The 22,849-nt window shown below is 62.9% G+C and carries 16 protein-coding genes, 1 tRNA gene and 1 other RNA gene; 11 read left to right on the top strand and 7 right to left on the bottom strand.

All coding sequences use genetic code 11. The annotated features are described in order from the left end of the window. Position 1 precedes the first annotated feature (1 nt). Positions 2–1,213 (bottom strand): efflux RND transporter periplasmic adaptor subunit, encoded by a 1,212-nt coding sequence (locus LQ954_RS12415; protein ID WP_231023416.1) that lies wholly within the window; start codon positions 1,211–1,213, stop codon positions 2–4. 374 nt (positions 1,214–1,587) lie between these two features. On the opposite strand from LQ954_RS12415, the gene LQ954_RS12410 reads away from it, so the two are divergent. Next, a complete protein-coding gene (locus LQ954_RS12410) occupies positions 1,588–3,696 on the top strand; it encodes an autotransporter assembly complex protein TamA (RefSeq protein ID WP_231023633.1) in 2,109 nt (702 codons plus the stop codon). Beyond that, positions 3,696–7,907 carry a translocation/assembly module TamB domain-containing protein gene (locus LQ954_RS12405; RefSeq protein WP_231023415.1) on the top strand — a complete coding sequence of 1,404 codons (4,212 nt, stop codon included), beginning with the start codon at positions 3,696–3,698 and terminating at the stop codon, positions 7,905–7,907. The genes LQ954_RS12410 and LQ954_RS12405 overlap by 1 nt, the downstream gene beginning before the upstream one ends. Positions 7,908–8,072: 165 nt before the next feature. Here LQ954_RS12405 and LQ954_RS12400 read toward each other — a convergent pair whose 3' ends face one another. Further along, positions 8,073–8,729 (bottom strand): alpha/beta hydrolase, encoded by a 657-nt coding sequence (locus tag LQ954_RS12400; RefSeq protein WP_231023414.1) that lies wholly within the window; start codon positions 8,727–8,729, stop codon positions 8,073–8,075. Positions 8,730–8,801: 72 nt separating this feature from the next. Between LQ954_RS12400 and LQ954_RS12395 the strand changes: the two genes are divergently transcribed. From LQ954_RS12395 to LQ954_RS12365, 7 genes are all read left to right on the top strand, one after another. Continuing rightward, on the top strand, positions 8,802–9,905 hold the full coding sequence (locus LQ954_RS12395) for a cysteine desulfurase family protein (RefSeq protein ID WP_231023413.1): 1,104 nt from the start codon (positions 8,802–8,804) through the stop codon (positions 9,903–9,905). Beyond that, on the top strand, positions 9,902–10,987 hold the full coding sequence (locus tag LQ954_RS12390; protein ID WP_227772551.1) for a cysteine desulfurase family protein: 1,086 nt from the start codon (positions 9,902–9,904) through the stop codon (positions 10,985–10,987). The genes LQ954_RS12395 and LQ954_RS12390 overlap by 4 nt, the downstream gene beginning before the upstream one ends. Continuing rightward, positions 10,984–11,286, top strand: a complete 303-nt coding sequence (locus LQ954_RS12385) for a 2Fe-2S iron-sulfur cluster-binding protein (RefSeq protein WP_227772550.1) — start codon at positions 10,984–10,986, stop codon at positions 11,284–11,286. The genes LQ954_RS12390 and LQ954_RS12385 overlap by 4 nt, the downstream gene beginning before the upstream one ends. Before the next feature lie 49 nt (positions 11,287–11,335). After that, positions 11,336–11,433: signal recognition particle sRNA small type (gene ffs / locus LQ954_RS12380), an RNA gene on the top strand. A gap of 115 nt (positions 11,434–11,548) precedes the next feature. Next, positions 11,549–13,183: a DNA polymerase III subunit gamma/tau gene (locus LQ954_RS12375; protein WP_231023412.1), complete on the top strand. Its 1,635-nt coding sequence runs from the start codon at positions 11,549–11,551 to the stop codon at positions 13,181–13,183. Next, positions 13,180–13,515, top strand: a complete 336-nt coding sequence (locus tag LQ954_RS12370) for a YbaB/EbfC family nucleoid-associated protein (protein WP_227772548.1) — start codon at positions 13,180–13,182, stop codon at positions 13,513–13,515. The genes LQ954_RS12375 and LQ954_RS12370 overlap by 4 nt, the downstream gene beginning before the upstream one ends. Before the next feature lie 98 nt (positions 13,516–13,613). Continuing rightward, a complete protein-coding gene (locus LQ954_RS12365) occupies positions 13,614–13,859 on the top strand; it encodes a hypothetical protein (protein ID WP_227772547.1) in 246 nt (81 codons plus the stop codon). Positions 13,860–13,878: 19 nt separating this feature from the next. Here LQ954_RS12365 and mtgA read toward each other — a convergent pair whose 3' ends face one another. Beyond that, entirely contained in the window at positions 13,879–14,556 is a 678-nt protein-coding gene (gene mtgA / locus LQ954_RS12360) for a monofunctional biosynthetic peptidoglycan transglycosylase (protein WP_231023411.1), read from the bottom strand. A 244-nt stretch (positions 14,557–14,800) separates the two neighbouring features. On the opposite strand from mtgA, the gene LQ954_RS12355 reads away from it, so the two are divergent. Then, on the top strand, positions 14,801–15,979 hold the full coding sequence (locus LQ954_RS12355) for a polysaccharide pyruvyl transferase family protein (RefSeq protein WP_231023410.1): 1,179 nt from the start codon (positions 14,801–14,803) through the stop codon (positions 15,977–15,979). On the opposite strand, the gene LQ954_RS12350 is transcribed toward LQ954_RS12355, so the two are convergent. The 4 genes from LQ954_RS12350 to LQ954_RS12335 all read right to left on the bottom strand — a co-directional run bounded on the left by LQ954_RS12350 (position 15,980) and on the right by LQ954_RS12335 (position 20,349). Then, on the bottom strand, positions 15,980–17,212 hold the full coding sequence (locus LQ954_RS12350; RefSeq protein ID WP_231023409.1) for a glycosyltransferase family 4 protein: 1,233 nt from the start codon (positions 17,210–17,212) through the stop codon (positions 15,980–15,982). Between the two features lie 13 nt (positions 17,213–17,225). Continuing rightward, positions 17,226–18,836 carry a hypothetical protein gene (locus LQ954_RS12345; RefSeq protein WP_231023407.1) on the bottom strand — a complete coding sequence of 537 codons (1,611 nt, stop codon included), beginning with the start codon at positions 18,834–18,836 and terminating at the stop codon, positions 17,226–17,228. A 367-nt stretch (positions 18,837–19,203) separates the two neighbouring features. Then, positions 19,204–19,280, bottom strand: a tRNA-Pro gene (locus LQ954_RS12340). Positions 19,281–19,569: 289 nt separating this feature from the next. Further along, on the bottom strand, positions 19,570–20,349 hold the full coding sequence (locus LQ954_RS12335) for a CsgG/HfaB family protein (protein ID WP_227772543.1): 780 nt from the start codon (positions 20,347–20,349) through the stop codon (positions 19,570–19,572). A 404-nt stretch (positions 20,350–20,753) separates the two neighbouring features. On the opposite strand from LQ954_RS12335, the gene lepA reads away from it, so the two are divergent. Continuing rightward, positions 20,754–22,550, top strand: coding sequence for a translation elongation factor 4 (gene lepA, locus LQ954_RS12330; RefSeq protein ID WP_227772542.1), 1,797 nt, complete (start codon positions 20,754–20,756; stop codon positions 22,548–22,550). Positions 22,551–22,849: the final 299 nt, after the last annotated feature.

Raw genomic sequence — 22,849 nt, 5'->3', positions numbered from 1 at the left:
GTTAGCCCGCCTTGCCTTTGGCCTTTTGCTGCTGTTCCAGCTGCTCGGGCGAGGGAGGCTTGGGCTGCTGGGGGGCCGATGCGGGCACCGGACGGATGATCGCGTCCGGGCTGAGGTTCGCGGTTCCCTGGGTGATCACTTTATCGCCGGCCCGCAGACCACCGGTGACGACCCAGTTCGCGCCCTCCGCGCGGACGGTCTGGATCGTGCGCTGTACAGCCTTGTTGTTCGGACCAACAATCCACACGGTCGCGTCACCCTTAGGGTCGCGTGACACCGCAGTCTGGGGCACGAGGAACGCGTTCGTTTCGATCGCCTGAGCGAAGACCGCGCGCACGAACATGCCGGGCAGCAGCAAGCCGTTGGGATTGGGGAAGCGGGCGCGCAGGGTCACTGTGCCGGTCTGTTGATCGACCACGACCTCGCTGAACTCCACCGTGCCGGTGGCGCCATAGTCGCTGCCGTCCTCCAACTTCAGACGCACAGTTGCACTCGCCGGCAGAACGCCGCCCGATGCCATGCGGCGGCGGAGCTGAAGCAGGGATGCAGCGGATTGCTGAATGTCCACGTAGATCGGATCGAGTTGCTGGATCGTGGTGAGCGGATCCGCCTGGCTTGAGGTCACAAGCGCACCGACCGTGAACAGCGATCGGCCGATCCGACCCGTGATCGGGGCTGGAACGGTGGTGAAGCGAAGGTTGATCCTGGCAGTTTCCAGCTGTGCGCGGTTTTGCGCGATGCTGGCCTCGGCCTGCCGCTGCGTTGCGAGCGCGTCGGTATAGTCCTGCTTGCTCACCGCCTCAATCGCGGCGAGCGGGCGGAAGCGGTCTGCCCGAACGCGTGCCGCCTCCGCCGTAGCGCGCGCGCTTGCGACGTTGGCAGTCGCTTCGTTCACGGCAGCACGGTAAAGGCTGGGATCGATCTGATAAAGCGGTTGTCCGCGGCGAACGATCGAGCCTTCCTCAAAGAAGCGTTTCTGAATGACTCCGCTTACCTGCGGGCGAACCTCGGAGCTTTGATAGGCAAAGGTACGAGCAGCCAGTTCGGTGACGAGCGGCACGCTGGTTTGCTGCACAACCACATAGCCGACCTGTGCCGGGCCACCGCGGCCCCCCCCGGGGCCTCTTTCTCCACCCTTCTCGGGCTGGCCGCCGCACGCCGTCAGAGCCAACGCGCCGCACAACGCAAGCCCGCGCGCGTTCATGAGCGACATCAATCCTGTTTGCTTAGCAATTCGTAGATCAACCCCGAGGCGCCGGGGCGCACGAACTGTCACGCGATGCATTATAACGTGATCTCCGCAACGTGCGATGAGGACAAGGCGGGCGGCGGTCGCCGTGCCTGTTGCGAAGGCGGGTAATCACTTTTCTGGCGGGTTGCCACCCTCAACATGTCGCAACATGTCGCAGCGGTGCAGGTTCCTGAACGAGGAAACTTATCTTCCAAGAAGGCGTTGGACGGAACGGGGACGTATCGAAAGATCGGGCGGCCCCGAGTGGAAAAGGGGCAATCGTGAGTTTCAATTCGGGGTGTCACCGCTGGCTGGCCTTCGCGCTTATAGCGGCCTCGTCCGGGGCGGGCGCGCAGATGGCGAAGCCGGGCACTGCGCCAGCGAGAGGGCCCGATGCTCCTCGCGAAGAAGTGACTCAGGCTCCCGCCACAGATCCTGACGCGGGTTCAGCCATCGTGCCGGATGCCGCCTTTGATGCGGCTCTGCCAAGCTTGTCGAATGACATCAACGCTCCGCTGGAGCCGCTGCCGCCCATTGGTGATGCGCGCGCGCCCGCTCCGGTCGTGCCCCCGGGGACGATGCCGCCGGCAACTGCCGCTGATCCCGAACTTGACCAGCCATTACAGCCGCTGGCGAACACGAATACGGTTCCGCTTCAATCCGCCGCTGACGTTGCCGAAAATGACCGGCCCCAGATCCGATATGAGCTGGCCGTGCGTGGTCTGAAAGAAATCGGGCTCGAGGATGAATTCAAATCCCTCTCAGCGCTTGAAGATGGAGACGGAAAGGCGACCAACGCCACGCAGGTGAATGCGCGGGCAAAGGAGGATGAGCAACTCGCCATCCGCCTGATGAAGTCGCTGGGGTATTACGACGGTGTCGCCAGTTCTACCATCGAGACGGTCGGGACGGAGCCAGGCCGGCTTCGCGCCGTATTAGCGGCCACCCCTGGTCGGCTGTACAAGCTCGGCGCGATCAACGTCGTGGCTGGGCCAACGGTGCCGCCGAACCTGGTGCGCGAGCAGCTTCCGCTCAGAACAGGCGATCCGCTAGAGGCCACGCGCGTTCAGGGGGCAGAGGCGAACGTGGCGCTTGTGCTTCCTCAGCGCGGCTACCCCTTCGTGGATGTCGGCGACAGGGACATTCTCCTCGACGAACAGACGGTTACCGGCGATTATACATTGCCGGTGGAAACAGGTCCGCGTTCATCCTTTGGCGTACTCCGCACCGAAGGCGACGCGGTATTCGACCTCGATCACCTGAGCATATTCCCCAGGTTCAAGCGGGGGGATCTGTACGACACGCGCAAGCGTGACGATCTGCGCGAAGCGCTGGTAGCCACCGGACTGTTCGATACCATAGGGGTGGAGCCGGTTCGTACCGGTCAGCCAGGCCCGGACGGAACGGAGCAAGTCGATCTCCTGGTACGTCAAACCAAGGGGCCGTGGCGTAGCCTGGCGGGTAGCGCCGGTTACGGTACCGGCGAGGGCATCAAGGTGGAGGGGAGTTGGACGCACCGGAACCTCTTCCCGCCCGAAGGTGCGCTAATCCTCACAGCCATAGGCGGTACCCAGCAGCAGGGTGCCTCCGCGACGTTTCGACGGCAGAATGCGGGAAAGCGCGATCGGACCTTCTCGGCTGGCGTTTCGGCCAATCACGCCGATTATGATGCGTTTGATGCGTTCACCGGCACTGCCTTCGTGCGCTGGGCCTATGATTCCACCCCGATCTGGCAGAAGCGCTTCACCTATGCTTTCGGCGCGGAATTGACCGGCACGAACGAAAGCGTCTTCGACTTCGGCCGCAACGAACGTGTGCGGCGCACCTACGGTATTGCAGCAATACCTGCCCAGGCAGTGTGGGACACGTCGGACGATCTGTTGAATCCCACGCGTGGCTATCGTTTGAAGTTGAACGTCAGTCCCGAGACGTCGGTGCAGGGCTCCGTTCGGCCTTACGCGCGGACGATGGTGGAGGGTACGTTCTACTATCCCGTCAGCGATAAGCTGGTGATCGCCGGTCGGGCGCGTGCCGGATCCATCCTGGGTGTGGATCGCGATGATATCGCTCCGTCTCGCCGCTATTACGGTGGCGGCGGCGGATCCGTGCGCGGCTACGGCTTTCAGCGTCTCGGACCGTTCGAGCCCGTTTCCTCGCTCGTTCCTGATGAAGACGGCAAGATCGACATCGGTGACTTGCGCCCAGTCGGCGGCCGCAGCTTGAACGAGTTTGCGCTGGAAGCTCGCTATCGTTTCGGAAATTTCGGCATCGTGCCCTTCATCGACGCGGGCAATGCCTATGAGAGTACCTTCCCGAAGGCCTCCGATCTTCGTTTCGGTGCCGGCATCGGCGGGCGCTTCTACACCAACTTCGGGCCCATGCGTGTCGACGTGGCGACGCCCTTAAACCCGCGTGAGGGCGATGGCAGAGTCGCGCTCTACGTTTCGATCGGACAGGCGTTCTAATGGCCGAAGAAACCGCCTCCGTGCAGACGGTGATCGTGCATCGGCCCTTGTGGCAGCGGATCCTGAAATGGCTGGGCATTGCCGTTCTGGCGCTGTTGCTGCTGCTGCTCGCAGTGGTCTTCGGCATCAATACCGATCCCGGGCGACGCTTCGTTGCAGACCAACTGGGCAACTACACCACCGCCGGCGGCCTGAACATCAAGGTCGGGCGGGTTGATGGCTCGCTTTATGGCCGAATGGTGCTGACGGATGTTCGCGTCAGTGACCCGAAGGGCGTGTTCATTTCGTCGCCACGCCTTGATGTCGACTGGCGGCCATTCGCGTTCATCAATAATCATGTGGATGTGAAGAGCCTGCAAAGCGAGCTCATCACCATGGCCCGCAACCCGGAGTTGATTGCGCAACCGAGTGATCCGAACGCCCCGCTCTTGCCGGATCTCGATATCGATATCGATCGCTTGCGCGTTGCGCGCTTTGTCATGGAACCGCCGGTTGCGGGCCGGCGCCATGTCGGCCGGATCGAAGGCTCGGCTCACATCGCGGACAGGCGGGCGCAGCTTGCCGTCAACGCCGCCGCGCTGCGTGGCCCAGGCGTGGCTGGCGGCGACACCCTTCGCCTGCGCCTCGACGCCGTGCCGGAGGACAACAAGCTTGATCTCGACGCGCGGCTGTTTGCGCCTGCTGGCGGTGTGGTAGCGTCACTCGCCGGAACCAAGGCGCCGCTGACGGCCACGATCGGCGGCAGGGGCAGCTGGGCTTCCTGGCAGGGCAAAGCCGTCGCGAGCCTAGGCGGCGGACAGCTCGCGAACCTTGGCGTCATGGCCCGGAATGGCCATATCGAGGTGCGCGGCTTCACCCGGCCGGGGCTGTATCTTGAAGGGCCTGTGGAGCGGCTTACTGCCCCGCAGTTGAAGGTGGCGATCGACACCACGCTGCAGGAGCGGCGTGCCGATACCCGCATCAAGCTGCAATCCGATGCGCTTGCTGTCGATGCAGGCGGATTGATCGATCTCGCCAACAGCCAGTTCGGGAACTTCGCCGTTGACGCCAAGCTGCTGACGCCAGGAGCGATCGCGCCCAACTTGCGGGGCCGCGATGTCCTGGCCCGGGTGGTGCTGAACGGCGCTTTCGGAACGCCGACGGTGGACTACAAGGTGCGGGCCACGACCTTAGGGTTCGGCGAGACCACCGTCGAGAATGTTTATGCTGAAGGGTTGGCGCGTGTTGATGCCGATCGAATTCTTGTCCCGGTAAAGGCACGGGCGCGGCGCATCACGGGTCTTAACCCTGCGCTCGGCGGGCTGACCACGAATGCGCGCATCGAGGGCGATATTGCCATCGACATGCCGACGATCCTGTCCGACAATTTGCGCATTCGCTCCGACACGATCGACGCGACGGCGATTGTCGCCGCCAATATGGAGACTGGTCGCTATACTGGTGCCATCAAGGGCCGGGTTAACAACTTTCGCGTAGACGGTGTCGGCATCATCAATCTGAACACCGACGCAGAACTTGTGGCGAAGCCAAATGGCGGCTTCGGGATCATTGGCCGCGTTGGTATCCAGACACGCCAGATTTTCAACGACGGGGTGCGTACCTTCCTCGGGGGCAACGCCGTTGCAGTCGCGAATCTCGGGTACGACACGGATGGGCTGGTCACCTTCCGCAACGTCCGGGTCACGGCACCGTCATTCAAGATAACGCGTGGCAACGGGCGATATGACCTGAACACGGGGGCCGTGCTCCTCGAAGCGGACGCATATTCCTCCCAGTACGGACCTCTGTTCGCACGCGTCACGGGGAGCGCGGCCGCTCCTGTCGTCAACCTTCGGGCGCCGCGACCGGGCCTGGGCGTAGGCTTGGCGAACCTTGACGCGCGCATCGTGGGACGGGGCGGCGCCTATGCCGTAACGGCGACCGGCGGGACGACCTACGGGCCGTTCAATGCCAACGTGCTCGTTAGCCCGGGCGCGCAACTTGCAATCGATATCCGTCGCGTGGTCTTTGCGGGCGTCAACTTCTCGGGTCGGGTTGTACAAACGGCGGCCGGGCCGTTCGCCGGAAGGGTGCAGTTCGCCGGTTCTGGCCTGTCCGGCGCAGCACGCCTGGGGGCACAGGGCCGTTACCAGCGGGCGGACGTGGATGCCCGGGCCTACGCCGCCCAGATCCCCGGCGACGTCGACTTTGTAATCGGCCGGGCGATCGTGAAGGCCAGCGTTGTTCTTTACGACAACCCGCAAGTCATTGCCGATGCGCAGGTGGCCGACCTTCGCTACGGGCCGACCGTGATCCAGGCCGGTCGCATGAAGGTGAATTATGCGGGCGGTCGCGGAACCGCTCAAGCATTGCTCACCGGCTCCAATAGCGTGCCGTTCCGTCTGGCAGCCAATGCGCGGCTGTCGCCGAACGAGTACCTGGTGGCGCTGCAGGGGCAGGCCAACAACATCAACTTCCGCACCGGCAATCCTGCGCGTATCAGCGCCACCGGCGGTACCTACCGGTTGGCTCCGACGCAGGTGATCTTCGATCAGGGACGTTTGCGGATCGCGGGTAGCTATGGCGCTGGCCTGTCCGCGCAGATGCGCCTCGACAGCCTGGACCTGTCGATCGCCAACGCCCTTGTTCCGAACCTCGGCCTTGGCGGCAGAGCAACGGGCAGCCTTGATTTCGTGCAGAGCAGTCCCAGCGCGTTCCCGCAGGCGGACGCCCGCATGACGATCAATGGGTTCACACGGTCCAGTCTGGCCAGCGTTTCGCAGCCGGTCGATGTCGTAGTGGCTGGGCGGCTGGTGCAGAATGGCGGTGAGCTACGCGCATTGGTGAAGCGCGGGGCGACCACCGTCGGACGGGCGCAAGCTTTTCTGCGCCCCGCGGGTACCGGCGGCTCCTGGGCGTCGCGCCTGATGGCGGCGCCGCTGAGCGGCGGCATTCGCTACAATGGTCCTTCTGGCGTACTCTTCAGCCTTGCCGGGCTGGCAGAGCAGCAGTTGAGCGGTCCTGTTGTGGTCGCGGCGGATTTCACGGGGCGGGTTTCGGCTCCACAGCTGAATGGCGTCATCCGCGCCGACAGCCTGACGTATGACAATGAGACGTACGGCACCCGCCTGTCGAACATGGCGGTGCGGGCGCGGTTCACGGCGGATCGATTGCAGCTGGACAGTCTGACCGCGAAGGCGGGCGATGGCTCGGTTCGGGCTCAGGGCTTCGTCAGCCTTGCAGCAGACCAAGGCTATCCCATGCAGATCGACGCTCGGCTCAACGACGCTCAACTGGCGCGTTCGGACGCGGTTGGCGCGACGGCAAGTGGAACAGTTTCTGTCACGAACGGGCGGGGTGGTGGCCTGATCAAGGCGAACCTGACCATCCCCGAGGCGCGATACGAGATCATTCGCCAGGGTGCGGCCGAAGTGCCTGAATTGACCGGTGTGCGCCGCAAGAGCGACATCAGACCCGCCAGGATCACCGACCGCCCTCCACCTGCATCACCGCCGGGATTGTTCCGCCTCGATATGCGGGTGCGCGCCGATAACCGGTTGTTCGTTTCCGGCATGGGTCTGGAGAGTGAATGGGAAGCCGATATGCGGATCGGCGGCACCTCGGCCGCGCCGACGATCGCCGGCGGGCTGGATCTCGTGCGAGGCACATACTCCTTTGCCGGCAAGCGGTTTGAGGTGGAGCGCGGCCGTATTCGCTTCCGGGGCGGCGAGATGACGGACCCCGACCTCGATATTCGTGCAACCACCGAAAACGACGGGGTGACGTTCGTCATCAACATCACTGGCACGGGTCAGCGTCCGCAAATCGCGTTTACGTCTAATCCTGCGCTTCCGCAGGATGAGGTGTTGAGCCGGCTGCTCTTCGGCACGAACCCGGAAAATCTGTCCGCAACCGAAGCTATCCAGTTGGCAGCGGCATTGAACTCGCTGCGCGGCTCGGGCGGCGGATTGAATCCGCTAGGCAAGCTGCGGTCAGCAACCGGCTTTGATCGTCTCAGGGTGCTTGGCGCAGACGAGGCGAGCGGCCGTGGTACTGCGCTCGCGGCGGGCAAGTATCTGACGGACGACATCTATATCGAGATCGTCACAGACGCTCGCGGCTTCACCGCGACGCAGCTGACGATCGCGCTCACCCGGTCGCTCAGTGTGTTGACCCAGGCAGGATCATTTGGCGGATCGAACGCGCAGCTACGCTATTCCAAGGATTACTGAGGAGAAAGGCAGGAGCCCCGCCGGAGGGCGGTGCTTCGACTACGATCTGCCGTCGTACACGAGCGGTGACGGCGTTTCAGCAGTCACGAGGGCCCTTGGTGCCTGTGAGTGCGGCGTGAGTGCGGCCGGTGCGCACGGCCAAGCGCAGCGCACCGGCAGAAATGTTCAGCGGATCGGGGAGTTCGGGTCCAGCCGCATATCCAGATAATCGTCGACCGACTTCATCAGGTCGTCCATTTCATGCTCAAAGAAATGGTTCGCGCGCGGGATCACGTCGTGGTGGATCGTGATGTGCTTTTGCGTGCGAAGCTTATCGACGAGTTTCTGAGTGGCCGGCGGGGTGGCCACTTCATCTTCGGCGCCCTGAATGATGATCCCCGAGGAGGGGCAGGGTGCAAGAAAAGTGAAGTCGTACAGATTGGCCGGCGGAGCAATGGAGATGAAGCCGCGGATCTCCGGCCGTCGCATCAGAAGCTGCATGCCGATCCACGCGCCGAAGCTGAAGCCAGCAATCCAGGTCGTCGACGCCTCTGGATGGAAGCTCTGCACCCAGTCAAGCGCGCTGGCAGCATCAGAGAGCTCGCCAACGCCATTGTCGAAGGTGCCCTGGCTCTTGCCGACGCCGCGAAAGTTGAAGCGCAGCGTCGCGAAACCACGGCGCTGAAACGTCTTGTAGAGGGCCTGAACGATGTGATTGTTCATCGTTCCGCCAGCCGTCGGGTGCGGATGAAGGATCATCGCTACCGGCGCACGCGGCTTGGGAGCAGGGGCAAAACGCCCTTCGAGGCGGCCTTCTGGGCCAGGAAAGATGACTTCGGGCATCGTTACTCTGTTAGTTTGTTGCCGCGGATGTGGCGCGTTGAACGATCGGCTATATAGGGATCGCACCCGAATATGGAACGAGTTTTGCCTCAGCGTCTCTATCTGGATCACGCCGCCACCACTCCAATGACTTCACGAGCGCGTGACGCCATGCTGCACGGTGTCGAAATATGGGCGAATCCCTCGTCTCCTCACGCCGAGGGGCGTTCGGCGCGCGCAGCGCTTGAGGAGGCCCGTTCGGCGATTGGCGCAGCTTATGGCTGGCGCGGTGAGGTGCTGTTGACGAGCGGTGCCAGCGAGTCGCTTTGGATAGCGCTTCGCCGAGGCATTGTGGGGCGCCGGCTTGTTTCTCGGGTTGAGCATGATGCTGCGATGCGAGCGGCGGGGGATCAGGCCGAGTATGTGCCGGTCAATGGTGATGGGCGCGTCAGCCCGGAGGCGCTGCGCGAGCAGCTTCGTTCGGGCGCGGAAAAAACGAATTCGAAGTCGGCACCACCGCTAGTGTGCATCCAATGGTGCAACAGTGAAACCGGTGTGCTCCAGCCGCTCAGGGAAATCGCCGAGGTCGTGCACGAGGCCGATGGGCTGTTGTTCGTTGATGCGGCACAGATGCCGGCAACTTCAGAACTGGCCGATTTGGCTGACTTCGTAGCGCTTTCCGGGCACAAGCGCGGCGGGCCGCCCGGTATTGGGGCGTTGTTGGTTCGAGATCTTGGAACGCTGCTTCCGACCGGGGGACAGGAGCGCGGTTACCGAGCGGGGACGGAGAACCTGCCGGCCGCACTCGGCTATGCAGCTGCCTTGGAAGAGCCCGAACCGGATCACGCCGCCCGCCGCGCGCGACTGGATGACGCGATACGTCGCTCCGGCGGCCTGGTGGTGGGCGAGAATGCTCCGCGAAATCCTGCGATTGGCAGCTACCGGCTGCCTGGTGTGAGTGCCAACGCGCAGCTAATCCGGCTCGATCTTGAAGGAATTGCGGTGTCTGCCGGCAGCGCCTGTGCCAGCGGCAGCCTCAAGCCAAGCCATGTGCTTCGGGCCATGGGCTGGACCGAAGAGGAAACCAGAGAAGTGGTGCGGGTCAGCTTCGGGCGCACGACGACGGAGGCAGATATCGATCGCTTCATTCATGCGTGGCGCAGCTTGGCGCGCGGCGCCCGGATCCTTGCTGCATGATCTATCTCGATTATCAGGCATCCACGCCTTTAGCGCCAGAGGTGTTCGAGGCGATGGTTCCGTGGTTGCGAGACCAGTACGCCAACCCTCATTCTGCAAGCCGGCTAGGTCGTGCAGCCAAGGCGGCGATCGAGGTCGCGCGTGAGCAGGTTGCGGCGCTGCTTCCCCATGGTGGCCGCGTCGTCTTCACGAGCGGTGCCACCGAAGCGCTCAACTGGGCCGTTAAGGGCACCCGCGGTTCCGTGGTCACCATCGCAAGCGAACATGCTGCGGTACTGGATACCGCGCGAGCGGAGGGGGCGCGTGGCCGGGAGATTACGGTGCTGCCGGTGCGGCCCGATGGCCGGATCGACCTCTGGGTGGCGCGACGAGTTCTGGGGCAGGGTGCCGGTTTGCTTGCCGCCATGCTGGTCAACAATGAAGTGGGCGTGATTCAACCTATTCCGGAGCTGGCGCGTATCGCGCGTCAAAATGGTGCCTTGGTGCTCTGCGATGCGGTTCAGGGCTATGGCCGCGTCGCCATCCCGGAAGAATGCGACATGATTGCGCTTTCGGCGCACAAGATCCACGGCCCCAAGGGCGTCGGTGCGCTGTGGATCAGGGACGGCGTGACGCTGGAGCCACTTCTTCACGGCGGGGATCAGGAACTTGGCCGTTCGGGCACGTTGAGCCCCGCCTTGTGCGTGGGCTTCGGCGTTGCTGCCCGGCTCATGATGGAGCGGCATGACGCCGATTCGGCCCATGTCGCCCAGCTCTGGGAGATCGCAACGCAACGGTTGAGCGGATGGACGATCAACGGATCGGAGGAGCACCGCTACCGCGGCAATCTCAACGTGCGACGGCGTGGACTGGACGTGAACAGGCTGATGAGTGACTGCCGACACGTCGCCTTTTCAGCGGGTTCGGCCTGCGCCAGCGGTTCAGGTCGACCGTCTCATGTCCTGAAGGCGATCGGATTGCTTGATGCCGATGCCCGGTCTTCAATCAGGTTGGGGTTCGGGCGCTACACGACGGAAACAGAAATGCGCGAAGCGTTGGAGACGATCGTCGCTGCGGCCGACGCACAACAGGTTGCGGCATGAAGGTTCGCTTCGAGGCACCGGATGGGTCCGTTGTGGAAGCCGATGCGTCACCGGGCCAACGATTGCTGGAGGTAGGGCAGCGGGTCGGAATGCCGCTTGAAGGCACTTGCGAGGGCCAGATGGCATGCGCGACCTGCCACGTTATCGTTGCGCCCGATGACTTCACCCGCCTGCCGAAGGCGACCGAAGAAGAGGAAGATATGCTCGATCTCGCACCGAATGCGGCACGAACCAGCCGCTTATCATGTCAGATCGTCCTGAAATCGGAGCATAATGGCCTCACCGTCCGCATTCCCTAGCCAAGTCACTGACGGGCTTGAACCGCTCGCCTGGCTCGGCCATATGGCGCGCGGGAGTCGGGCGGACGTGGTCGTCGCCAACCTGGTCAGATCCTGACGGAAGCAGCCACAACGATTTCGCCGCGGGTCGTTCCGGCTCCCACCGCAGCATTCTCCGACATCGATATGGACGGTCGTAGGCGCCTTGCCTGACGGGACCGCGCGTGTGCCGACCGGCGTTGCCCCTTCGACAAGCATGGTCTGTGCGCCTAGATAGGCTGCGATGACCGACTCCCTTCTTGGCCTAGACGAACCGGTTCAGCCGAAGCGCGGTGGCGAAGCCTATCGCGTGCTGGCGCGCAAATATCGACCGCAGACGTTTGAAGCGCTGATCGGCCAGGATGCGATGGTTCGTACCCTGGAGAACGCCATTCGCCGCGATCGGATCGCGCATGCGTTCCTGCTCACCGGGGTGCGAGGGGTCGGCAAGACGTCGACCGCACGGCTGATCGCAAAGGCGCTCAACTGCGTGGGCCGCGACGGAACCGGCGGCCCCACAATCGATCCGTGCGGCGTTTGCGAGCCGTGCCGGGCGATTGCGGAAGGCCGCCATATCGATGTGATCGAGATGGATGCCGCGAGCCATACGGGCATCGACGACATTCGTGAGATCATCGAAGCCTCACGCTACGCCGCGGTTTCCGCCCGGTACAAGGTTTACATCATCGACGAAGTTCACATGCTGTCGAAGGCGGCGTTCAATGGCCTGCTGAAGACGCTGGAGGAGCCTCCCGGTCATGTGAAGTTCCTGTTCGCCACAACTGAGGTGAACAAGGTGCCGGTGACGGTATTGTCACGCTGCCAGCGCTTTGACCTGAGGCGTATTCCTGCCGACAAGCTGGCGGAGCATTTCGCGGCTGTTAGCCACCAGGAAGGCGTTGCAGCCGAGGCGGAGGCGCTGGCGCTGATCGCCCGCGCCGCTGAGGGCTCCGCTCGCGACGGTCTGTCGATCCTTGACCAGGCGATCGCCCATGCCGACCTGCAGGGGGGTGGGGTCACGGCAGAAGCGGTGCGCGAGATGCTGGGCCTGTCCGACCGAAGTGCCGTACGGGACTTGTTGGCGCTTTTGCTCGCGGGAGATGCGCCGGGCGCTTTGGTGGCGCTGCGCCGGCAATATGACTTCGGCGTTGACCCGCAAGGCGTGTTGCGGGCTTTGCTGGAAGCCGTTCACGGCGTGACGTTGGCCAAGGTCGGCAGTGCCGAAGATCCCGCCCAGCCCGCCGAAGAGCGGGAGGCTTACCGCGACTGGGCGGGGAAGCTGTCCTTCCCGATGCTGCATCGCTTGTGGCAACTGCTCCTCAAGGGGCATGATGAGGTCGCCAAGGCTGCGCTCCCGATCGAGACGGCTGAAATGGCTTTGCTGCGGATCGTTCATGCACGGAGCCTTCCGGATCCGGGCGAACTCGCTCGCGTTTTGAGCGAGGGCGGCTCTGCTCAGCCATCTGCTCCCCCGCCGGCGACCACGCCGGCTCCGCCTGAGAAGCCGGCGTTGCCAGCCACCTTCGCCGCGCTTGTGGAGGAGATGGAGGAAAAAGGGCATCATTTGCTGGCCGTCCGGCTGGCCCATGGCGCGCGGGTCGTCAGCTATGACCCGCCGGAGATCGTCTTCAGCGGCACGCGGCCTATTGCCGCCGATACGCTGGCGGAAACGACCACGGCGCTGCGCGGTATGACCGGTATCGCGTGGAAGCTTTCGATGCTGGATGCGCCGGGTGAGGCGACGCTGAAAGAGGCCGCCGATGCGGCTGCGGAAGCACAGCGGCAGGCGGTGCTCGCGTCTCCGCTGGTAAAGGCTGCTTTTGAGGCGTTTCCGGACGCCGAACTGATTGACTGGCCCAAGAAGAGGAACCACGCGTGAAGGATATCAACGAACTTCTCGCCGCAGCCCAGAGCGCGGCGGAGAACGTCCAGAAGCAGATGGACGAGGCGCAGGCCACGCTCGACACGATCGAAGTGGAAGGCGTGTCCGGCGGAGGGCTGGTGAAGATCAAGGCGACGGCCAAGGGGCGTATCCTCTCCGTCTCCATTGATGATTCGCTGATCGTGCCTGCCGACAAGCAGATGCTGGAGGATTTGGTTGCTGCTGCCTTCAACGACGCGCGCGCGAAGGCAGATGCCGCGTCGTCGCAGGAGATGGCGAAAATGACCAGTGGCCTTCCGCTGCCGCCGGGCTTCAAGCTCCCGTTCTGATCCGGGTCCCGGAGCGGGTGGAGGTTCCACCCGTTCCGCAAAGGGAACAACCAAGATTGGCCCTGCGTTGCGGCTCATCGGTAACGATGGAGCGTAACATGACCGACGAACGTGTAACTGAGACGTCGACGCCAAATACCACGATCATCGAACGGCGCGGCGGCGGCGGAAGCGGTATGTTGATCGGGCTTGCCGTTCTACTTGCCGTCGTGGTGGCCGCATTCTTCCTGTTCAATCAGTCGAAGAACGAGGGCCTGGAAACCAAGGCGATCACCTCGGCCGCTCAGAGCGTCGGCGAGACGGCGGACAAGGCAGGCGCGGCGATCGACGGCGCGACCAAGTAATCGAGCTGGGCCCGGCAAGTCACCGCAGGCAGGCGTCCAGTTCCTGGCGCCGAACAACCCCGACATGCCGGGCTATCGCGTTGCCATGGCGACGCACGAAGCCGGTGGGCGTGACAGCTTCCCGCTTCTTCGGCAGCGGAAGAACCGCTGCGATCCGCGCCGCCTCGGTGGCCGACAACCTGTTTGCCGAGTGATTGAAGTAGCGGATGGCGCCGGCTTCCACCCCATAGGTGCCGATTCCGGTTTCCGCGACGTTGAGGTACACCTCCATGATCCGGCGCTTACCCCAGATTGCCTCGATCAGGACGGTGAACCAGGCCTCAAAGGCCTTGCGTACATAGCCGCCGCCCTGGAACAGGAAGACGTTCTTGGCGGTCTGCTGGCTAATGGTAGATCCGCCTCGGATCTTTCCCCCTTGCGCATTGCGGTAGGCAGCACCGGCAATCGCGCTAAAGTCGAAGCCATGATGAGTGCAGAACTTCGCGTCTTCCCCGGCGATGGCGGCACGCGCCATATCCGGGTCAATCTGTGCCAATGATCGCCATTCCTTGGTGATCGAGCGTCCTGACAGCAGGTCGCCCATCATCGTGAAGGTGATCGGTGGCGGCACGAAACGAAACAACGCGACGAGCGCGAGCGACAGACCCACGAACCAGATCGCTATCTTGATCGAAAGGCGGAGAACGTGAGCGGCCATCCGGCTCTGCTAGCCTCGAAGGTTCAAGCAAATCAACGTATGGTACACGTCGAGATCGTGACATTGTCCGGTAGCCGGAGCAATGCGAACGGGTGGCGCAGCTAGGAGAGCAAAGGTGAGTGACGCCACAAACTCCTTCGCGCTTCGGCGTGCCAGAGCGCGGGCGGGCGCAAGGGCGAAGGAGCGAACCAAGGCAAGAGCTCAGCGAAGGCTTCAGCGCTCGCCCTCTGAGGCGCCGCTGCGCTTGCTGTTTCACCGCGTCTCCGGCCGCCCGGACCAAATCCTGTCACCTGCGGAAACGCTGGCCCAGATCGAAGAGAGCGTTCGCCTGACCTCTCGAAACATGGGCAATCTGGTTCACCTGGAAGCGCCGCAGAAGTTGTTCCGACACAAACCGGTCGCGCCGGATCAAAGGGCGACAGATGCCGCCGAGCTTGATCGTCGTTTCGACGCCATCGTGCTGGGATATGCCAACATGATCCGGCCCCGGGAGGAAAAAGATAATCGGGACAGCCGCAATATTGGCGCTCGCGGTCGCGAAACCGCACTCTTGGCAGCGACTCGTTGCGAGATTGTCGCGCTTGGGATCGGGATACAAGAAGCGCTCGAGCCGAACCCTGATGTAGTGGATCCGAGCCTGTTCGCGCTGCTGAGCACGATCAATCGGCGGGCATCTATCTTCGGGGTGCGCGGAAGAGAAACCGAAGCATGGTTGCATGCCGTTGGGCTGACCAATGCGCGGGCGCTGGGTTGCCCGAGCCTGTTCGTTTATCCCCGTAACATTATGAGCATACGGAGCCCCGCAACGGTGGTCCCCTCGTTGCGGGTGGCAACCGCCGGGCGCCTGACACGTCAAGACGACAACAGGCGCCTGGAAGCCGTGGTGCGGATCGGCCAGCGTTTCCAAACGAGCTATGTGTTCCAGAACGACTTCTTCAGCACGCTGCAAGCAGCTGATCCGCAAGAAGTTATCTACAACGACGCGACGGGGGAAGTTTCGCCTGAGCAGGTGAAACGGCGCGGGGTCGAGCTTGGGTTCAACCTGCCTTTCAACGATTACTGGATGTTCCGCAGCACGGAAAAATGGCGAGGCTTCGCCACTGGCAATGAAGCGTTCTTCGGTGACCGCTTCCACGGCGGAGTGGTCTTCATGCAGGTGGGCAAACCGGCGATCATCGTTCAGGCGGACGCGCGGGTGCGGGAGCTCACCTCCTTCTACGACCTTCCCACCGCTACCGTCGACGAACTGCTCAACAACGATCCGCAGGACATTATGCGCGAGCGGCTAAGTGAAGCGGCTTTGCGGCAGATGCGGGAGACGTATGCGAAGCGCTACCGCGTCTTCTATGATGTTGTCCGCGAGGCGGGATTGGAGTTCTTCAACGACATTCCGCCCGACGAGATCGACAGAATGGTGGATTGATCAAGCGGTTGTTTTTGCAACCTGATCGAACACGGCTGCATAGCGCTCGGCCATTTCAATCGGCGTCGGCGGCGTTGGGAGTGCGCTCTGAAGCTTGGCGAAAAGCGCCTCATCTGCGGCCTGTGCGACGCGGTCGGCAAGGTCAGCAGGGTCGTTGCGAGCGAAGTGGAGCCCGGTTTCGCCGTCGATGATTTTTTCAGCCATGCCGCCGATGCCGGTGCAAATGACGGGACGACGAGCGCCCAAGGCTTCCTGAATCACGACCGGGGAGTTCTCCCACCATGTGCTGGGCATGACGACGTAATCGCAGGCAGCCATCAGCGAAGCCACGTTCTGATTGTCGTAGGCCCCTAGGTAGGTGAGGAATGGATATTCCTCCACGGCGGCATTGAACCTGTCGATAAAGGCGGCTGGCTGTCCGATGAAGTTTCCGTGGATGGCGATCCGTATCCTTGCGGCAAGATCAGGACGGCGCGCCAGCACTGCACAGGCGTCCAGCAGCACGCCAACGCCCTTGAACGGGTTGATCTGGCCGAAATATCCGAACCGCCAGTTGTCACGCGAGTGCCGGGAGGAGCGGGGGCGTGCCGGATGTGGCACCCCATTCTCTATGATGCTGACCCGCGCGGCAACGACGCCCTGCTCCACCATCTTGTCGGCAAGAAACTGGCTGGGGGCAATGAACGCCGATACCTGATCAAGTGCAGCCGCGAACTGGCTTTGCCGTACTGCGAATTGCTGCCTGCTGTGCTCCGGATAGCATCGCTGACACGCGGAGGGTGACGGGCCGTGACAAAGTGTCTGGCCGGGTCGTGTGACGAGTTGGCCATGATTGTGACAGATGGCCAGGAACTCGTGCATGGTGAACACCACGTCGATACCCGCCGAAACGATGTCCGAGAATGCACCGATGCCGATGTGCAGGAAATGGTGGGCGTTGAAGAGCGTGACGTTCTGTTCTTGGAGCAGCCTGACCAGCGATCGCCGGACTTCGACCGAAGAGATATGGTAGAAGTGATCGTAGATGCCGCCGCGAACGGGCAAAGCGAATTCGTTAGGACCGAGACTGATCTTGTCTCTCAGGCTTTCGTCGCAAGCAGCAATGAGGATCGCATCCCACCCAAGGGTGCGGAGCCCGCGGAACAGGTTGTATGCGGAGATCTCCGCCCCGCCCGACGTAAGCGAAGGGTGCGTGTGGCTGTAGATGGCGATCCGTTTGTTGCCGGCAGGCACACGGATATCGCCGCTATCCATGAGCACGATGGAGGGCCTCATTGATCTTGAGCGTGAACGACGAATGGCTGCGCGGCGCCAGATACAGCGCGGCGTCGGGTACGACCGGCAATGGCGCGTCTTGCGGTGGCAGCTGAATTCCACCGATTTGAGGCGGCGCTATGGAACGCAAACGCTTCCATTCGGTGACATCGGCAACAAAGGCATTGAGGTTGGCAATAGCCGCTGAGTTTCCGAGCGGGTCATTGATCGCGAGCAGCGCGAGACTGGCGGATTGCTTGGCGACTTCACGCCACCCGTTACTGGTCAAGGACACCCGGCCGTCCACCCAGGCCAGCCGTTCGCAAGAAAGCACCGTTGCGACTCCCTCGATTACGTCAGAGGTGGGATCGGTGTCGCTGGTGAAAAACAGGCTGCAGGCACGGCTTGTTGTTCGTTGCAATTGCGCGAACAGCGTCAGGACGAGACCTCGGGTGTCATCCGGACGTGCGACGATGGCGACGCCCCAATCCTCCGGCAACGAGGCAACGTGCTGGCACGCTTGATCAAACAACAGGAATATATCGGCTGGTTGTCTGGGGGCGGCCAGTAGCAGCACTGATCCGGCCTTGTTCAAATCATAGGCTTGAACACGCTCAGCCAGGGATTGTGCATGGATGGCCGCCTGACGCGCAAAATCGGCAAAGAAGTGCTCTACCTCGACCGCCGGGTAGAAGCGCGAGATTGAATCGAGCGGTGAGGTCACCCCCAGCACGCGTACAACCGCAGGGGCAATGGCTGTGTTGGTGATGGTGCCATCGTCCCACACAACTCTCAGCGTAAGTCGGTCCAACAAAGCGCGATCGATGGGGCCACGAAACAAGGTGACGAAAGCCGCCGTCTCCAGGGCATGTTCGACGTTAGGAAGCGCTTGGATCAGGTCGGTGCGGGTAAACCGAGATTGGCTGCGGGGGTCGGCCGGAATGATGTGAGTGCCTGCCTTGAGAATGAACTGTTCGGCTCGTCTGCGCGGGCTGAGCGCCCAGCCGTTTACAAAGGCGCCAAAGCCCGGCAGCACGGCAATCTCGTCCACCTGCACGCGATCGACGGTTGACTCCTGCGGCGACCAGTCGCGGTTGGCTTGCAGCAACTCCAGCATTGCGGCGCGGTGGGGCCCTGTGGCTCGGTCGAGTGTATCTCGAATGATCGGCAAGACCGCATCCGGGGAGGTCAGGGGTGTTGGACGCAAAGGCTCCAGGTAGCGTCCACTCCCGTCCGCCAGCACAATTTGGGGTGGCAGGTCAGGATCAGCCTGCCACGCGCAGCTCATCATGGCCACAAACGCCTTTGCGCCGGGCGCGAGATCCGCGCGCGGGGCCAAGCTAAGAGCGAGGCCCCCTGCGGTCCGAGCAGTATCCAGGATGATCACCGACCGGTCCAGCACAGCGTCTTCGATCATCCAACCGACCAGCCAGCAAAGGCCGGACCTGTCGATCCAAATGCCTTCGAGATAGCCTGCCTGGTTGATCGGGCGCGCGAGTTCGGGCTGGTGAACCAGCTCTATGGCCTGTGATAGATGCTGGTTCAGCGTAGCGAGCAACGGTGTATCGACGTGATCCTTCGACGCAAGGGCGAGGGTGCTCATGTTGAAAGCGCACCGTCGGCGGCATGTCGAGATTGTTCGTGAGGCGGCCTGCGTCCGGTCTCGCGTCCACGCTCGTACCACTGCTTGAAAACACTGTGCACGGTATCCGCCATGGTGACCGGTTTGGCGGCCATAGCTCAGTCTCCTCTGCGCCGACGAGGCAAACACACCGCCGCGGAGATATTTGTCAACAGCAGCGGGAGTGATGCTTCACGCGATGCGGCATGGGGCTCCCGCTGTCACGCATCTGAGCCAACAGCAATGATGTGCTCGCTTGACTATTATAATGCTATGCAAAGCTCACAGTCGCCTCGCCCGCAGAACGCCCAGAGCGCGGCAGTCTCAAAAAGCGAATGTAAGGATTAGATGGTCGGGGAAAGAGGATTCGAACCTCCGGCCCCTGCGTCCCGAACACAGTGCTCTACCAGGCTGAGCTATTCCCCGACCAGATGCCAACCGGTTGGAGCCGGCGGCAGGCGGCGGCTTATATCAGCGAAATCCAGCGCAGCAAGAGGCTAATCGCCGTATTTTCCTGCCACCCCTGGAACCGCCTGAAACCGGTGATCCGCAGTTCGGGGGCCCTCTTCGGCCATGCACTAGAAGACGCGTCGTGCGCGACGAGATCGGCCTGCTGCGGAGCGGAGCGAGGATTTTAGAGACCGGAACCTCAAAATGGACCGGCCGAGGCGTGCGATGATGGTGGGGCGGACGGCTGCCCGCCCCACTTCGAAAATTACTGCGCGCGTGGAGCAGCAGCTGCGGCGTTGGCCGGAAGACCGCCCAGCTGGGAGACCAGTTTGGTGTAGGCGTCCAGGTAGCTCAGCACGATCACTTGGCCGATCGCCGTATCCTGATATCCGCCGCCGGCCGCGCCGCCAAAGGTGCCGCCGGAGAAAACGCCGCCGCCTGCGCCGAAGCTGATGTCAGACTTGCGGGCATAGCCCTCGGTCATGGCTTCCTCCTCGGTGGTGCGCGCGTTCACGAGGCTCAGCGTGGTCTTCGCCTCACCCTTTTTCACATTGATGCCTCCGGCGATCGCGCCGATTGCGCGGCCAGCCCCACCGAAGAGTCCGCCGACGCCGCCAATCACGCCTCCGAGGCCACCGCCGCCGGAGTTGCGGTTTGCGGTGACAATATCGGGCTGCAGGAAGTAGTCCGCGGCGCGAACCTGGCCTTTGCCCAGGTTCGAATTGGCCTGCAGCTCTCCAGAGTCGGCCATGGCGCGTTCCATGTTCCGGCTGACCATCGCGCGGCCGCGGTTGACCATGGTGAAGCAGCCGGATTTCTGGACGAAGATTTTGATAATGGCTTCGGGGCTGCCGAGGTTCAATTCTCGCCACCACTGATTGTCCGGCTCAACGATCGCCAGCGTTCCCAATCGCTTGGTGCACACCGGGATCTGCGCTTCACCCTTTTGCTGCGCCTGGTGAGCAGACGAGCCCTTGTTCTGTGCCGTAGCCGGCACCGCGGCAAGCAGCGTGGCGGCTGCAGCGATGGTGAGTGTAGTGCGCATCCTCAATTCCCCCTGTTGTTGTTACCGCATCGCTCCCGATCTGCGGTGTGATGGATTGTTCCGTACCGCCAACTTACCACTGAGCCATTTCACTCGCCAGCGTCGACACGTCATGCGACCTGCTGAAGGACGATCTCTTGAGGAATGTCCGTTGATAGCGTGGGGACGAGGCAGAGGGCGCTGGCGGCGAAGGCGGCCATTAGCGAGAAGAGAGTGCGAGTCATCGATTTTGCTCCTGATCTGATGCGGCGGATCTAGCCGCGTGTTCGGAGCGCCGCATCGGTGCCGCGACGGGGCTGATCATCGCGCGACGAAGGTGGTGCGCGGTGCGACGAAGGTGCCGCTTTGGCATTGCGGCGGGAGGTGCTAACGCGCGCGGCAATCTCTCATTCTGGTAGACGTACGTGGCGACCGAGCTTTCCAAGATCCGTAACTTCTCGATCATTGCCCATATCGATCATGGCAAGTCGACGCTGGCCGACCGGCTGATCCAACGCACGGGGGGCCTCTCCGAGCGGGAGATGTCGGCCCAAGTGCTTGATAACATGGAGATTGAAAAGGAGCGCGGGATCACCATCAAGGCGCAGACGGTGCGCCTGGAATGGAAGGGCCATGTCCTGAACCTCATGGACACGCCGGGGCACGTCGATTTCGCCTATGAAGTGAGCCGCAGCCTGGCCGCGTGCGAGGGCGCGTTGCTGGTGGTGGACGCGGCGCAGGGCGTCGAGGCGCAGACGCTGGCGAACGTGTACCAGTCGATCGAGCATGACCATGAGATCGTGCCGGTCATCAACAAGATCGACCTGCCCGCGGCCGAACCGGAAAAGGTGAAGGCCGAGATCGAGGAAGTGATCGGGCTGGACGCGAGCGGCGCGGTGCTGGCCAGCGCGAAATCGGGCATCGGCATCGAGGAGATCCTGGACGCGGTGGTCGAGCGGATCCCGGCGCCCAAGGGCGATCCCAACGCGCCGCTGAAGGCCATGCTGGTCGATTCATGGTATGACCCGTACCTCGGCGTCGTCATCCTGGTGCGGGTGATCGACGGGACGCTGAAGAAGGGCCAGCAGGTGACCTTCATGCAGGCGGGCACGCAGCATCTGGTGGACCGCGTGGGATGTTTCCGCCCGAAGATCGAGCAATTGGCGGACCTGGGGCCGGGCGAGATCGGCTTCATCACGGCGCAGATCAAGGACGTGGCGCAGGCGCGCGTCGGCGACACGCTGACCGATGCCAAGCGGCCCGCGGCCGAGGCGCTGCCCGGGTTCAAGGAAGTGCAGCCGGTGGTGTTCTGCGGGCTGTTCCCGGTGGACGCCAACGATTTCGAGAAACTGCGCGAATCGATCAGCAAGCTGCGGCTGAACGACGCATCGTTCAGTTTCGAGATGGAGACGAGCGCGGCGCTGGGCTTCGGCTTCCGCTGCGGCTTCCTGGGGCTGCTCCACCTGGAGATCATTCAGGAGCGGCTGACGCGCGAATATGACCTGGACCTGATCACTACTGCGCCGAGCGTGGTGTACGAGATCGACCTGACGCATGACGGCGGGCGGATCGAGCTGCACAACCCGGCCGACATGCCCGATCCCAACAAGATCGCGATGATCAGCGAGCCGTGGATCGAGGCGACGATCTACGTCCCCGACGAATATCTCGGCAGCATCCTGAAGCTGTGCCAGGACCGCCGCGGCATCCAGAAGAACCTGACGTATGTCGGCGGGCGCGCGCAGGTGACGTACGAACTGCCGCTGAACGAAGTGGTGTTCGATTTCTATGACCGGCTGAAGAGCATCAGCCGCGGCTATGCCAGCTTCGACTATCACCAGATCGGCTATCGCGAGGGCGACCTCGTCAAGATGAGCATCCTGGTCAACAACGAGCCGGTCGATGCGCTGAGCATGATCGTCCACCGCGGCACCGCGGAGACGCGCGGGCGCGGCATGTGCGAGCGGCTGAAGGACCTGATCCCGCGCCACATGTTCAAGATCCCGATCCAGGCGGCGATCGGCGGGAAGGTGATCGCGCGCGAGACGATCGCGGCGCTGCGCAAGGACGTGACCGCGAAATGCTATGGCGGCGACGCGACGCGCAAGCGCAAGCTGCTGGAGAAGCAGAAGGAAGGCAAGAAGCGCATGCGGGAATATGGCTCGGTGAGCATACCGCAGGAGGCGTTCATCGCAGCGTTGAGGATGGGCGACGACGCCTGAATTTAGCGCGGCATCGCCGCGCTAAATTCAGCAAAGCGTCGCGCCCGGCCGACGGCCGCCCGGCCCCACCGGGCGTGTCGATCGACGACGCGGCTTTGCCGCGGCGCGGGGCAGCTATGCGCCCAATTTGAGCCATTCCATGGCCGCGGCGCCGATCCCGTAAGTTGCCGTTCGTCCGGCGCGCGGAGCCGCCGTTCTCCAATGGCTGGCAATTGGCTTTTCTCGCCCGACAATATCAGGATCAAGCTGCCGACGTTTGCGCCCATAGTGGCTTCAGGTGCGTTGGACGTTTTGACGGC

It is taken from the genome of Sphingomonas sp. IC-11, from assembly GCF_021043365.1.
Taxonomy (GTDB): Bacteria; Pseudomonadota; Alphaproteobacteria; order Sphingomonadales; family Sphingomonadaceae; genus Sphingomonas.
Note: the sequence above shows the minus strand (reverse complement) of the source record. Positions and strands in the feature narration are given on the sequence as shown.

Excerpts from the sequence above, each read along its gene's own strand:
- LQ954_RS12415 (WP_231023416.1), bottom strand. The coding sequence starts at position 1,213 with ATGTCGCTCATGAACGCGCGCGGGCTTGCGTTGTGCGGCGCGTTGGCT.
- LQ954_RS12410 (WP_231023633.1), top strand. The coding sequence starts at position 1,588 with ATGGCGAAGCCGGGCACTGCGCCAGCGAGAGGGCCCGATGCTCCTCGC.
- LQ954_RS12405 (WP_231023415.1), top strand. The coding sequence starts at position 3,696 with ATGGCCGAAGAAACCGCCTCCGTGCAGACGGTGATCGTGCATCGGCCC.
- LQ954_RS12400 (WP_231023414.1), bottom strand. The coding sequence starts at position 8,729 with ATGCCCGAAGTCATCTTTCCTGGCCCAGAAGGCCGCCTCGAAGGGCGT.
- LQ954_RS12395 (WP_231023413.1), top strand. The coding sequence starts at position 8,802 with ATGGAACGAGTTTTGCCTCAGCGTCTCTATCTGGATCACGCCGCCACC.
- LQ954_RS12390 (WP_227772551.1), top strand. The coding sequence starts at position 9,902 with ATGATCTATCTCGATTATCAGGCATCCACGCCTTTAGCGCCAGAGGTG.
- LQ954_RS12385 (WP_227772550.1), top strand. The coding sequence starts at position 10,984 with ATGAAGGTTCGCTTCGAGGCACCGGATGGGTCCGTTGTGGAAGCCGAT.
- LQ954_RS12375 (WP_231023412.1), top strand. The coding sequence starts at position 11,549 with ATGACCGACTCCCTTCTTGGCCTAGACGAACCGGTTCAGCCGAAGCGC.
- LQ954_RS12365 (WP_227772547.1), top strand. The coding sequence starts at position 13,614 with ATGACCGACGAACGTGTAACTGAGACGTCGACGCCAAATACCACGATC.
- mtgA (WP_231023411.1), bottom strand. The coding sequence starts at position 14,556 with ATGGCCGCTCACGTTCTCCGCCTTTCGATCAAGATAGCGATCTGGTTC.
- LQ954_RS12345 (WP_231023407.1), bottom strand. The coding sequence starts at position 18,836 with ATGAGCACCCTCGCCCTTGCGTCGAAGGATCACGTCGATACACCGTTG.
- LQ954_RS12335 (WP_227772543.1), bottom strand. The coding sequence starts at position 20,349 with ATGCGCACTACACTCACCATCGCTGCAGCCGCCACGCTGCTTGCCGCG.